Genomic DNA, 15,043 nt, shown 5'->3' with positions numbered 1-15,043 from the left:
CGATTGTCGGGCTCGCCTGTTATTAAGCCGCCGGCCGAAAACAGCCCCGACGAGCCCCACACCCCATGCACGCTCCTTATCGAATCCTGAATGACGCTCTCCGTGTGCGCGCAGTTGGAGAGTCGTCGCGCCAGCCGCTCTACACGTTCCTGGGAGAGTCGGACGGCGACGAAGCCGCGCTGACGGCGTACGAGCTGGATCGCCAGGCGCGGCGGATTGCCGCGGTGTTGCAGTCCCGTGGCGCGGTGGGGCAGCGCGTGCTGCTGCTCTATCCGCCAGGGCTCGACTACCTCGCGGGTTTCTTCGGGTGTCTGTACGCGGGGGCGGTGGCGGTGCCCGCCTATCCCCCGGACCCGACGCGCCTGGAGCGCACCCTCCCCCGCCTGCGCGCCATCATCGACGACGCGCAGGCCACGGTGGTGCTCACGACCTCGGGCATCCTGGGGCTCGCGGACTTCGTGTTCGAGCAGGCGCCGGACTTCCGGGCGCTCCAGTGGTTGTCCACCGACGACCTGCCCGAGGGCCCGGAGGACACGTGGAAGGAGCCCGACGTGGGCCCCGACGCGCTGGCGTTCCTCCAGTACACGTCCGGCTCCACGGGTACGCCCAAGGGCGTGATGTTGTCCCACGCGAACCTGCTGCACAACCTGGGGCTCATCTCCGGGGCGTTCCAGGTGCGCCGCGACAGCGTGGGCGTCATCTGGCTGCCGCCGTACCACGACATGGGGTTGATCGGCGGCATCCTCCAGCCGCTGTACGGCGGCTTCACCGTGACGCTGATGTCACCGATGTCGTTCCTCCAGCGCCCCATGCGGTGGCTGGAGGCGGTGTCCCGGTTCCGCGGGACGGTGAGCGGCGGACCGAACTTCGCGTTCGAGTTGTGCGCGCGACGGGCGACGCCGGATGAGGTGAAGGCGCTCGACCTGAGCGCGTGGGAGGTGGCCTTCTGTGGCGCGGAGCCGATTCGCGCCGCCACGCTGGAGCGCTTCGCGGAGGTGTTCGCGCCCGCGGGCTTCCGTCGCGAGGCGTTCTATCCCTGCTACGGCCTGGCGGAAGGCACGCTCATCGTCACCGGTGAGGAGAAGGGCCGCGTGCCGCGCGTGCATCATCTGGAGGATGCGGCGCTGTCGCGTGGGAGCGCTGTGCGGGTGGCCCCGGATGCGGCGGGGGTGCGTGCGCACGTGAGCTGCGGCGCGACGCTGGCCGAGCAGCGCCTGCTCATCGTGGACCCGGAGACGCGGGTGCCGCGCGCTCGGGGCGAGGTGGGTGAGATCTGGGTGTCCGGTGGGAGTGTCGCGCAGGGGTACTGGCGCAAGCCGGAGCAGTCCCGGGAGACGTTCCAGGCGCGGCCCGTGGGTGCCGAGGATGGGCCCGCGTTCCTGCGGACGGGGGACCTGGGGTTGCTGCTCGAGGACGAGCAGCTCGTCGTCACGGGGCGCCGCAAGGACCTCATCATCCTGAGGGGGCGCAACCTGTACCCGCAGGACGTGGAGGCGGTCATCGAGCGCGCGCATCGACGCGTGCGGCCCGGGGGCGTGGCGGCGTTCGGGGTGGAGACGTCGGAGGGCGAGGCGCTCGCGGTGGTGGCCGAGGTGGCGCGCGAGCTGGCCGAGTCGAAGGACGCCGAGGCGCTGACGGCCGTGGCGGATGCCGTTCGCCAGGCGATTGCGCGGGAGCTGGAGGTCCAGCCGAGGACCGTGGCGCTGCTTCCGCCGGGCGCCGTTCCGAAGACGTCGAGCGGGAAGATCCAGCGTTACGCGTGCCGCGCGGGGCTCGCCTCGGGCGAGCTGACTGTGTTGTGGCGCTCGGACCTGGGGGCTCCGTCGACTCCGGCACGCGATGCGCCCTCTGCGCCGACGCGCGACGACGTGCCTTCCGCGTCCGGTGTGCCCTCGACTGGAGACGCCGCGTCGTCCGCGTCCGGTGTGCCCTCTGCCGGAGGCGCCGCTTCGTCCACCATCGCAGCGTCGGGCGCCACGGGGAGAGCGGATGCGAGCGCCTCGACCGTGCCTTCGCACGGCGGACCCTCCCTCAATGAATCGGGTTCTGTCAGCCGCACGGACGCGGGCTCTTCGCTGGCGCGGGCAGGTGCGGTCGCCGCGTCGTCCTCGGTGTCAGCAGCGGAGCTGGAGCGTGCGCTGCGCGAGGAGATCTCCGCCGTGCTGGGTGGGGCATCGTCGGCACTCGACGCGGATGCGCCGCTGACGCGATTGGGCATGGATTCGCTCGGTGCGGCGGACCTGCAGTCCCGCATCGAGAAGCGCCTGGGCGTACGGGTCTCCGCGGCCACGCTGCTCCAGGACGTGAGCCTCCAGGGCCTCATCTCGGAGGTCCTCAAGGCCGGCCAGGGCGGCACGGATTCGCGTCCGGGGCCCGTGGCCCGGGGCGGACCCGGCACGGGAGACCACCCCGCGTCCTTCGCGCAGCAGCGCCTGTGGTTCATCCAGCAGCTCGATCCGGCGTCGACCGCCTACCACATCCCCCTCGCCTTCTCGCTGCGCGGTCCGCTCGACACGCAGGCCCTGGAGCGCGCGCTGAACGAGCTGGTCCGCCGCCATGATGTCCTGAGGACCACGCTCATGGCGAAGGACGGCGCGCTCACCCAGCACGTCCACGCCCCTGCTTCCGTCACCCTCGAAAGGGTCATCGCGGATGCGGACGATGTCGCGGACCGGGCCTCCGTGATCGACGCGGTGGCCGTGCGCGATGGTCAGCGCCCCATGGACCCCGCGACGGGTCCGTTGCTCCGCTTCACCCTGGTCCGCTTCGCTGCCGAGGACCACGCCCTCGTGGTCTCCGTGCACCACCTGGTCGCGGATGGCTGGTCCATCGGCTTGATGGCCCGGGAGCTCGCGACCCTGCTCGTCGCGTTCACCCAGGGGCACCCGTCCCCGCTGCCCACGCCCACGCTCCAGTACGCGGACTTCGCGGTGTGGCAGCACGAGCACCTCACCCCCAAGGCCCTGCGCAAGGAGCTGACGTGGTGGAAGCAGGCGCTCGCGGAGGCGCCGTCCCTGCTCGCGCTTCCCACGGACCGTCCTCGCCCCCAGCGCCTGTCGTTCCACGGTGCCCGCCGCTCACGGCTGCTGCCCGCCGCGCTGATGACGAAGCTCCACGCGCTGGGCCGCCGTGAAGGCGTCACCCCGTTCATGAGCGTGGTCACCGCGCTGTCCACCGTGCTCCACCGCTGGAGCGGACAGTCCGACTTCGTGCTCGGCTCCGCGGTCTCCGGCCGCGAGGTCCCGGGCATCCGCGCGCTGATGGGCGACTGCACCAACTTCATCCCCCTGCGCGTCCGCCTGCCGGCCGAGGCCACCGTGAAGGGGCTGCTCTCCGCCGTGAAGCAGAGCACCCTGGGCGCGCTCGCGCACTCGCATTGCCCGTTCGACCACGTGCTCGCGGCCGTGCAGCCCGGCTCACAGCGGCGCGAGCTGTACAACGTGGCCTTCGTCCTCGACGACTACGACATCCCCCGTGACCTGTCCGTGGGCCAGGGGCTCACGCTGGACGTGTCGCTGCTGGACAACCGCACCACCGAGCTGGACCTCACCTTCGAGGCCGTCCACCGTCCCGAGGGCCTGCTCATCGGCTGCAAGTACGCGGCGGACCTCTTCGACGCGGAGACCATCGACCGTCTGCTGGGCCACCTCGAGGTCGTGGTCGGCGCGATGACCGAGGCCCCCGAGCAGCGCATCGCCGAGCTGCCCCTGATGACGGAGGCCGAGCGTCAGCACGTCCTCCACGCGTGGAACCCCCGCGCCGACGCGCCGAGCGACGGCACGCTGGTGGAGCGCTTCGAGGCGCAGGTGGACCGCTCACCCGACGCCATCGCCGTCACCTTCGAGTCCACGCGCCTCACGTACCGTGAGCTGGACGGACGCGCGAACCGTCTGGCCCAGGTGCTGCTGCGCCACGGCGTGGGCCCGGATGTCCTGGTGGGCGTGTGCCTGGAGCGCGGGCTGGAGCTGGTGGTGGCCCTGCTCGGCATCCTCAAGGCCGGCGGTGCCTACCTCCCGCTGGACCCGTCCTACCCCCGCGAGAACCTCGCGTTCATGCTGGAGGACGCGCAGGCCCCGGTCCTCATCACGCAGTCGTCGCTGGAGGACCGCATCCCCGCGCAGGGCAGCGCGGCCGTGATTCGCATGGACACGGACGCGGACGTCTCGGGCTCCGCCCCGCGTCCGCCGCGCTGCAATGCGCCGAGCGACCTGGCCTACGTCATCTACACCTCCGGCTCCACGGGTCGTCCCAAGGGCGTGATGGTGCGCCACGACAACGTCGTGCGCCTCTTCACCGCCACGGATGCGTGGTTCCACTTCGGGCCCGAGGACGTGTGGACGCTGTTCCACTCGTACGCGTTCGACTTCTCCGTGTGGGAGCTCTGGGGCGCGCTCCTGTACGGCGGCCGACTGGTGGTGGTGCCGTACTGGGTGAGCCGCTCGCCCGAGGCGTTCCACCGACTGCTCGCCGACGAGCAGGTCACCGTCCTCAACCAGACGCCCACCGCGTTCCGTCAGCTCATCCACGCCGAGCAGCAGGCCGCGGCGCGAGGACCGGTCGCGACGCTGTCCCTGCGCTACGTCATCTTCGGCGGTGAAGCGCTGGACATGGCCGCGCTGCGTCCCTGGTTCGAGCGGCACGGCGATGAGCAGCCGATGCTCGTCAACATGTACGGCATCACCGAGACCACGGTGCACGTCACCTACCGTCCCGTCCGGATGGCGGACGTGGACCGCCCGTGGTCCAGCGTCATCGGCTGCCCGATTCCGGACCTCCAAATCTACCTGCTGGATTCCTCCGGACAGCCGGTGCCCGTGGGTGTCCCAGGCGAGATTCACGTGGGGGGCGCGGGCGTGGCGCGCGGCTACCTGCGGCGCCCCGAGCTCACCGCCGCCCGCTTCGTGGAGGACCGCTTCGGCGCCGTGCGTGGGCGCAAGCTGTACCGCGCGGGCGACCTGGCGCGGCGCCTGGCCAACGGGGACCTCGAGTACCTGGGCCGCATCGACAACCAGGTGAAGATCCGCGGCTTCCGCATCGAGCTGGGGGAGATCGAGTCCGCGCTGAGCACCCACCCCTCGGTCCGCGAGGCGGTGGTGATGGCCCGCGAGGACTCGCCTGGGGACAAGCGGCTGGCCGCGTACGTCGTCCTGGGCGACCTGGACACCTCGGCGAGCGTGGAGCAGACGGCGCAGTGGAAGGCCGTCTACGACGAGACGTACACGCAAGGTGAGCGCAGCGAGGATGCCACCTTCGACATCTCCGGCTGGAACGACAGCTACACCGGAGGCCCGCTCCCGGCGCCGCAGATGCGCGAGTGGGTGGACACCACCGTCCGACAGATCCTGTCCCTGCGTCCCCGACGCGTGCTCGAGCTGGGCTGCGGAACGGGGCTGCTCCTGTACCGGCTGGCCCCCCGCTGCGAGGCGTACTGGGGCGTGGACTTCGCGCGCCCCGCGCTGGACCGCATCGAGCGTCAGAAGGAGCGGCTCGGGGAGTCGCTGCGCTCGGTCCACCTGCTGCACCGCACGGCGGACGACCTGTCGGGCATCGAGCCTCGCTCGTTCGACACCGTCATCCTGAACTCCGTCATCCAGTACTTCCCGAGCGGGGACTACCTGCTCCAGGTGCTCAAGGGCGCGGTGGCGGTGCTCAAGCCCGGGGGCCGCATCTTCCTGGGCGACGTGCGCAACCTGGAGGTGCTGGAGGCCTTCCGCGCCTCGGTGCGGCTGCACCGCGCGCCTCCGAACCTGTCCACCGCGCAGCTCCAGTACCGCGTGCAGCGCGACGTGATGGCCGAGGAGGAGCTGGTCCTCTCGCCCACGTTCTTCACGTCGTTGACCACGCGCCTGCCCGGCATCTCCCGCGTGGAGGTCCTGCCCAAGCATGGCCGCTACGACAACGAGCTGAGCCGCTTCCGCTACGAGGTCATCCTCCACGTCGGCGAGGCCACCTCGCTCCCGCGCCCCGATTGGACGGACGGGAGCCAGCTGTCGCTGGAGTCGCTGCGCCAGAAGCTGGAGGCCCAGCCGACGATGCTCGCGGTGCGCGGCCTGCCGAACGCGCGCATCCTCGATGACACCCGGCTGGTCGACCTGCTGTCCGGCTCGGGTCGCCCGCCCCATGTGGCCGCGCTGCGCGAGGTGCTCCGCGACTGGCCCGGTTCGCGCGGCGTGGAGCCGGAGGACCTCTACGCGCTGGGCGGAGTGCTCGGCTACGACGTCAAGGTGAGCTGGGCGGGCGCGCACTCGAACGGTGCGCTGGACGTGGTCTTCACCCGCACGGGCGAGCCCGCGCTCTTCGACCTCTCGTCCGAGAAGGACCCGCGTCCCGTCTCCGCGCTGGCGAACGACCCGATGCGCGGGGCCCGGAGCGCGCGTGAGCTCGCGCGCATCCGTCAGGCCCTCACGGAGCGCCTGCCGCCGCACATGGTGCCGTCGGCGTTCGTCGTGCTGCCGTCCCTGCCGCTGACGCCCAGCGGGAAGGTCAACCGTGGCGCGCTGCCCGCGCCGGAAGCGGACCGCTCGGTCATCGAGGACGAGTACCTGGCGCCGCGGACTCCGATGGAGGAGACCGTCGCCCGCATCTTCTCGGAGGTGCTCGGCCACTCCCGCGTGGGCGCGCGCGATGACTTCTTCGCGCTCGGCGGGCACTCGCTGCTCGCCACCCAGGTGGTGACCCGACTGCGCGCGCAGCTCGGCGTCTCCCTGTCCCTCCGAGCCCTCTTCGAGGCCCCCACCGTCGAGCGCCTCGCCGAGCGTCTCGCGCCCCTGCAGGGTGCGCCCGCGGAGGCACGGCCGGAGCCGCTGGAGCGCATCCCGCGCACGGACGAGGCCCTGGCGGTGTCGTTCGCGCAGCAGCGCCTGTGGTTCCTGGAGCAGCTCCAGCCGGGACAGGCCGCGTACAACATCCCCGTGGCCCTGCGGCTGTCGGGACGTCTCGATGTCGAGGTCCTCCGCCGCACCTTCGCGGAGGTGGTCCGTCGGCACGAGCCGCTGCGCACCACCTTCGCCACCCAGGACGCCCAGCCGGTGCAGCGGGTCCACCCCGCGCCGGACGCCTGGGCGCTGGCTGTCGAGGACTTGAGCGCGCTCGAGCCCTCCGCGCGAGAGGCCGCGGTGAAGCAGCGGCTCTCCGAGGAGGCGCATCACCCGTTCGACCTGGAGCACAGCCCGCTGCTGCGCACGGCCCTGCTGCGGCTCGGCGCCGAGGCGCATCTGCTGTCGCTGTGCATGCACCACATCGTCTCGGACGGCTGGTCCATGGGCGTGCTGGTGCGCGAGGTGGCGCTGCTCTACGCGGCCTTCTCGCAGGGGCGTGAGTCGTCGCTCCCGACGCTCCCGGTCCAGTACGCCGACTACGCGGCCTGGCAGCGGCGCGTCCTGGAGGGCGACGCCGCGAGGACCCAGCTCGAAGGGTGGCGCACCCATGTCCAGGGCACTCCCGTGTTGGAGCTGCCCACGGACCACTCGCGTCCCGCGGTGCGGACCTCGCGCGGCGCGACGCGGTTCTTCTCGTTGCCGCAGGCCCTGGTCTCCCGCCTGGAGAAGCTGGCCCAGGCCGAGGGCTCCACGCTGTTCATGGTGCTGCTCGCGGGCTGGCAGACGCTGCTGTCGCGCTACTCGGGCCAGACGGACTTCAGCGTGGGCACGCCGGTGGCGCACCGCTCGCGTCCGGAGCTCGAGGGCCTCATCGGCTTCTTCGTGAACACGCTGGCCCTGCGCGCGCGACTGGAGGGTGACCCGACCTTCCTGGAGCTGCTGGGCCGGGTCCGCGAGGAGTCACTCGCGGCCTTCGCGCACCAGGACGTGCCCTTCGACAGCCTCGTCGAGGCGCTGGGCGGCGCGAGGGACTTGTCCCGCACGCCCGTGTTCCAGACGGTGTTCGTGCTCCAGAACGCGCCGCTCCAGCCTCCGTCCCTCCCGGGCCTGGGCGTGGAGCTGCTGCCCACGGCGACGGACACGTCCAGGTTCGACGTCACCGTCTCGCTGATGGAGCGCCAGGGAACGCTGGAAGGACAGCTCGAATACAGCCTGGACCTCTTCACCCCGGCCACGGCCGCGCGACTGGTGGAGCACTTCCAGCGCTTGCTCCAGGGAATCGTCGAGGACTCGCGCAGCCGGCTCTCGGCGCTTCCGCTGATGTCCGAGGCCGAGCGTCGCCAGGTGCTCGTCGACTGGAACGACACCCGCGTGGCCGAGGCCGCGCCCGAGACCACGCTGCACGCGCTCGTCGCCGCGCGGGCCCGGGCCAACCCTGACGCCGTGGCCGTGGAGGCCGGGGCGCAGGTGCTCACCTACGGACAGCTCGACGCTCGCTCGAACCAGCTGGCCCGGCACCTCTTGTCCCTGGGGTTGGGCACGGAGCCTCGCGTGGGCCTGTGCCTGACGCGAGGGCTGGAGCTCATCGTGGGCATGCTCGGCGTCCTGAAGGCCGGGGGCAGCTACGTGCCCATGGACCCGACGTGGCCCGAGCAGCGACGGGCCCATGTCCTCGCGGACGCGGGGCTCTCCTCGGTCCTCACCGTGGACGCCTTCTCCGAGGTGCTCCCGGCCCGCTCGCGTGTCCGGCTGGACTCGGACTGGAGCGTCATCGCGCGCCAGTCGACGGACCCGGTATCGCTCCCGGAGAGCGCGGACCAGCTCGCGTACGTCACGTACACCTCCGGCTCCACCGGCCAGCCCAAGGGCGTGGCCGTCTCGCATCGCGCGGTGCTCCGGCTGGCCCAGGGGCTGCGCATGGCGACGGGGCCGGAGGACATCGTCCTCCAGGTCTGCGCGCCCACGTTCGATCCGCACGTCTTGGAGGTGTGGACCACGCTGACCTTCGGCGCGCGGCTCGTCGTCTACCCGGCGCACACGCCCGAGGTGGCGGAGCTGGCGAGCCTCATCATCGAGCGCAAGGTGAACGCGGCCGTCCTGGCCACGGCGCTGTTCGACGTCATGCAGCAGCACCAGCCGGAGGCCCTGGCCCAGGTGCGGCGACTCGTGGTCGGTGGCGATGTGCTGCCCGCGCCTCGCGTCCAGGAGCGACTGGCGCAGGGGCGCTCCATCACCAACGGCTACGGTCCCACCGAGGCCACCGTCGCGGCCACGCAGCACACGCTGAACCCCGGTGACGTGCCGGGTGACTCCATCCCCATCGGACGCCCGCTGGCGAACACGCAGGTCTACGTGCTGGATGCACACCTGCGTCCGGTGCCCGTGGGTGTCCCGGGTGAGCTGTTCATCGGCGGCCCGGGGCTCGCGCGGGGTTACCAGCATCAGCCCGCGCTCACCGCGGAGCGCTTCGTGCCGCATCCCTTCGCCACCACCCCCGGCGAGCGCCTCTACCGCTCGGGCGACCGGGTGCGCTGGCGTCAGGACGGGACGCTCGAGTTCCTGGGGCGCATCGACTTCCAGGTGAAGGTGCGCGGCTTCCGCATCGAGCTGGGCGAGGTCGAGTCCCTCCTGCGTGCCCACGCCGGAGTCGCCGAGGTCGCGGTGGTGGTGCGAGAGGACGCGCCCGGCGACAAGCGCCTGGTGGCCTATGTCGCGCCCGCCACCGTGGACGTGGAGGCACTGCGTGTCCACCTGCGGAGCCACGTGCCCGAGTACATGGTGCCGAGCGCGTTCGTCACGCTCGCCACCCTGCCCCAGACGTCCCACGGCAAGGTCGACCGCAAGGCCCTGCCCGCGCCGCACTTCACGTCGGGCGCGGCGGACTTCGAGGAGCCCCGGACTGACTTGGAACGACAGCTCGCGGACCTCTTCCGCGAGGTGCTGCGCGTGGAGCGCGTGGGCCGACAGGACGACTTCTTCCTGCTCGGTGGCCACTCGCTGCTCGCCACCCAGGTGGTGACGCGCCTGCGCGCCCGGCTGGGGACGTCGCTGTCCCTGCGCGCGTTCTTCGAGGCGCCCACCGTGGCGCGGCTCGCCGAGCACCTGTCCGCCGCGTCGCCCGTGACCGAGCTGCCGCCCCTGGTGCCCGTATCCCGTGACTCGGGCGCGCTGGAGCTGTCGTTCGCCCAGCAGCGGCTGTGGTTCATGGACCAGCTCCAGCCGGGCCTCGTGGCGTTCAACATGCCCGCGGCGCTGAGGCTGCGCGGGCCGCTCCAGGTGGACGTGCTCCGCCGGGCCTTCCGCGAGGTGGCTCGACGACACGAGTCGCTGCGCACCACCTTCACGGCTCGCGACGGAAGCCCCGTGCAGCGCATCCACGCCGCGCCCGAGCACTGGGCGTTGGAGGTCGAGGACCTGAGCGCGCTGGAGTCCCCCGCGCGTGAGGCCGCCTCCGAGCGTCGCATCGTCGAAGAGGCCCACCGACCCTTCGACCTGGAGCACGGTCCGCTGCTGCGCACCGCCCTGCTGAAGCTGGGCGCGCGGGAGCACATCCTGCTGCTGTGCATGCATCACATCGTCTCGGACGGCTGGTCCGTGGACGTGCTGATCCGGGAGATCGCCGAGCTGTACACCGCGCTCCTGGAGGACAAGGCGCCCGTGCTGCCGGAGCTGCCCGTGCAGTACGCGGACTTCGCGGCGTGGCAGCGTCGGGTGCTGGATGGAGCGACGGTGGGCGCGCAGGTCGAGTGGTGGCGCTCGCGACTCGAAGGGGCTCCCGTGCTGGAGCTGCCCACGGACCACTCGCGGCCCGCGTCGCGCAGCTACCAGGGCGCGATGCACGCCTTCCGTCTGCCCGCGGACCTCGTGACGGGGCTGGAGTCCCTGGGGCGCGCGCGGGGCGCGACGCTCTTCATGGTGTTGATGACGGGCTGGCAGGCGCTGCTGGCGCGGTACTCGGGACAGCGGGACTTCACCACCGGGACGACGGTGGGCCACCGCGAGCGGCCCGAGCTGGAGGGGTTGATCGGCTTCTTCGTCAACACCGTCCCGCTGCGCTTCCAGTGGCACGAGGACCCCACCGTCGCGACCATGGTCCAGCAGGTCAAGGATGTGGCCCTGGCCGCCTTCGCGCACCAGGACGTGCCCTTCGAGCGGGTCGTCGAGGCCCTCGGCGGTGAGCGAGACCTGTCCCGCACGCCGCTGTTCCAGACGCTGTTCGTGCTCCAGAACACGCCCATGCGCGCTCCGTCGCTGTCGGGTGTGCAGGTCGACCTGCTGCCGAGCGCGACCCGGACGGCGCGCTACGACCTCACGCTCTCGCTGATGGAGCGCGACGGCGCGCTGGAGGGACAGCTCGAGTACAGCACCGACCTCTTCACCGAGGCGACCATCCGCCGGATGGCCGAGCACCTGGGCGTGGTGCTCGGGGCCCTGGCCCGGGGCGGCGTGGAGCAGCGGCTCAGCCAGCTCCCGCTGATGCGCGACGAGGAGCGCGAGACGCTCCTTCGCACGTGGAACGACACCCACGTGGACCTGCCGGCCGTGGCGACGATTCCCGCGCTGTTCGCCGCGCAGGTGGCGCGGACTCCGTCGGCCGTGGCGGTGGAGGTCGAAGGTCAGACGCTCACGTACGCGCAGCTCGATGAGCGGTCCAACCAGCTCGCGCACCACCTGCGCGCCCTGGGCCTGGGCGTCGAGTCCCGCGTGGGCGTGTGCCTGCATCGGGGGCTGGAGATGGTCGTGGGGGTGCTGGGCATCCTCAAGGTCGGCGGCTGCTACGTGCCGCTGGACCCGTCGTATCCGGCGCAGCGCCTGGCGTTCCTCTTCGAGGACTCGGGCGTGGTGGCGGTGCTCACGCAGTCCTCGCTGGAGGACGAGCTGCCCGCGGGCTCGCAGTTCCTGGTGAGCCTGGACTCCGAATGGAACGCCATCGCGCGCCGGCCCACGCACGCGGTGAGCGCGGACCTCGGTCCGGACCACCTGGCGTACGTCTCGTACACGTCGGGCTCCACGGGGACGCCCAAGGGCGTGGCCATCCCGCACCGAGGCGTCATCCGCCTGCTCACCGGTGCGCGCTTCGTGGACCTGGGGCCCAAGGAGGTGGTCCTCCAGCTCGCGCCGCTGGCCTTCGATGCGTCCACGCTGGAGCTGTGGGGCGCGCTGCTGTTCGGCGGCCGGCTGGTCATCTACCCGCAGGCGACGCCGGACCTGAAGGAGCTGGGCGAGGCCCTGGTCCGTCACCAGGTCTCACTGCTCTGGCTGACGGCGGCGCTGTTCGACCAGATGCAGCAGCATCAGCCGGAGGCGCTCGCTGGCGTGCGTCAGTTGCTCGCGGGTGGCGACGTGCTGCCCGCGACGCGAGTGCGCGAGCGACTGGCGAGTGGCCAGGGGCTGGTGAACGGCTACGGCCCCACGGAGGGCACGACGTTCACGGCCTGCCACCGGATGTCCCCGGGTGACGACGTGGGCCTGTCCGTGCCCATCGGTCGCCCCATCGGGAACACCCAGGTCTTCGTCCTGGACGAGTCGATGCAGCCCGTGCCCGTGGGTGTCCCGGGCGAGCTGTTCATCGGTGGCGATGGCCTCGCGCGCGGATACCTGGGCCAGCCCGCCCTCACCGCCGAGCGCTTCGTCCCCCACCCCTTCTCGTCGACGCCGGGAGCGCGGCTGTACCGCTCCGGAGACCGCGTGCGCTGGGCGGAGGACGGCACGCTGCGCTTCCTGGGCCGCACGGACTTCCAGGTGAAGGTGCGTGGCTTCCGCATCGAGCTGGGCGAAATCGAGGCCGTGCTCCGCGCCCACGCGGGCGTGGTCGAGGCCACGGTGGTGGTGCGCGAGGACTCGCCCGGTGACAAGCGCCTGGTGGCCTATGTGGTCCCGGAGTCGCTGGAGACGGGCGCGCTGCGCGAGCACCTGCGGCGTCAGCTGCCGGAGTACCTGGTGCCCACCGCGTTCGTCGCGCTCCAGGCACTGCCCCTGTCGCCCAACGGCAAGGTGGACCGCAAGGCGCTGCCCGCGCCGGAACTCGGCTCGACGACGACCGTCTCCGAGGACTCCCTGCCCCTCCTCCAGCAGCAGCTCGCGGCGCTGTTCCGCGAGGTGTTGAAGGTGGACCGGGTGGGCCCGGACGACGACTTCTTCGAGCTGGGAGGCCACTCGCTCCTGGCCACGCAGCTGGTGACCCGGGTGCGCGCGCTGCTGGGCGTGGACCTGCCGCTGCGCGTGTTGTTCGAGGCCCCGACGCTGGCCGGCCTCGCGCGACACCTCGAGGAGCTGATGCTGAAGGCGTCCCGGACGCAGATGCCGCCGCTGGTATCGGTGGCTCGCGACGAGGCGTTGCCCCTGTCGTTCGCGCAGCAGCGCCTGTGGCTCCTGGAGCAGCTCCAGCCGGGACAGGCCGTCTACAACGTCCCCGTGGCGCTGCGGATGACGGGCGCGCTCGACCTCGAGGTTCTGACGCAGACGTTCGCGACGCTCGTGCGCCGTCACGAGGTGCTGCGGACGACCTTCGGTGCTCGGGAGGGTGTGCCGTTCCAGCGCATCCAGCCCGCGCCGAAGCAGTGGCTGTTGCCCGTGGTGGACCTGAGCACGCTGCCGGACTCCGCGCGTGAATCGGCGCTGCGTGCCCGGATGTCCGAGGAGGCGCATCACCGGTTCGATCTCCAGAGCGGACCGTTGCTGCGCACGGTGCTGGTGCGTACGTCCGCCTCCGAGCATGTCCTGCTGCTGTGCATGCACCACATCGTCTCGGACGGTTGGTCCATGGGCGTGCTGGTCCACGAGGTGGCGTCCATCTACGAGGCGCTCGCGGAGGGCCGGTCCGTGCCCCTGCCCGCGCTGCCCGTGCAGTACGCGGACTTCGCGGCATGGCAGCGCGAGTGGGTGAAGTCGGAGGGCATCCAGACGCAGCTCGAGGGCCTGCGTGCCCGCTTCACCGGCGCACCCGCGCTGGAGCTCCCCGCGGACACCGTCCGTCCGGCGACCCGTACGATTCGGGGAGGCAGCCACTTCTTCACGCTGCCGCCGGAGCTGGTGGCGGAGCTGGAGACGCTGGCGCGGAAGGAAGGGGCCACGCTGTTCATGGTCCTGCTCGCGGCGTTCGAGGTGCTGTTGTCCCGCTACTCGGGGCAGCAGGACTTCTGCGTCGGCAGCCCCGTGGCGCAGCGCACCCGGTCCGAGCTGGAGCCGCTCATCGGCTTCTTCGTCAACACGCTGGTGCTGCGCGCCCGCGTGGATGGCAACCCGACGTTCAGCGAGCTCGTGTCTCGCGTCCGAGAGGAGTCCCTGGCGGCGTACGTCCATCAGGACGTGCCGTTCGACCAGCTCGTGGAGGCGCTCGGTGGCGAGCGCGAGGGCCGCAGGTCCCCGCTCATCCAGGTCATGTTCGCGCTCCAGAACGCGCCCATGCAGCCTCCCGCGCTTCCGGGTGTCCGCGTGGACGTGCTCAAGACCACGACGAACACGGCGCGACTCGACCTCACGATGTCGATGATGGAGCAGCCGGATGGCGGGCTCGATGGCGCGCTGGAGTACAGCCTCGACCTGTTCTCGGCCGCGTCCGCCGAGCGACTGGGACAGCACTTCCGCGTCCTGCTGGAGGCAGTGGTTCGTGATGCCCGGAGCCCCATCGCCGACCTCCCGCTGATGGGCGAGGAGGAGCGGCAGCAGGTGCTGGTGGGGTTCCAGGGACGCACGGAGGCGTACCCGAAGGAGGCGACGCTGCACGCGCTCATCGAGGCGCAGGTGCGACGCACACCGGAGGCGGAGGCGGTCCGCTTCGAGGGAAGCACCCTCACCTACGCGCAGCTGGATGCACGGGCCAATCAGCTGGCGCACCACCTGCGGACGTTGGGAGCGAAGCCGGGGGTGCTGGTGGGGGTGTGCCTGGAGCGCTCGCTGGAGTTGGTGGTGGCGCTGCTGGGGGTGCTCAAGTCGGGAGCGGCCTACGTGCCGTTGGACCCGGCGTACCCGAGGGAGCGGTTGGCGGGGATGCTGGAGGACGCGGACGCGCCTGTCCTCGTCACGCAGGAGAAGCTGAAGTCGGTGCTGCCGACGACGGGCGCGCGAGTGGTGAGCCTGGACGGCGGGTGGGCCGAGGAAACCCGAGAACCGGTGGGGTACCCCGGTTGGGAGGCGGAAGCGGGCTCGCTGGCGTACGTCATCTTCACGTCCGGCTCGACGGGCCGTCCGAAGGGGGCGATGAACGCGCACGCGGGCATCGTCAA

Annotated in this window: 1 protein-coding gene; it reads left to right on the top strand. The window is 71.6% G+C overall.

The window, feature by feature from the left end; translation table 11 throughout:
* Positions 1-65 precede the first annotated feature (65 nt).
* A partial coding sequence (locus tag K8640_RS22895; protein WP_370640379.1) for an amino acid adenylation domain-containing protein occupies positions 66-15,043 on the top strand: 14,978 nt, incomplete at its 3' end.

The organism is Myxococcus sp. XM-1-1-1 (assembly GCF_020037095.1).
Taxonomy (GTDB): domain Bacteria; phylum Myxococcota; class Myxococcia; order Myxococcales; family Myxococcaceae; genus Myxococcus; species Myxococcus fulvus.
Note: the sequence above shows the minus strand (reverse complement) of the source record. Positions and strands in the feature narration are given on the sequence as shown.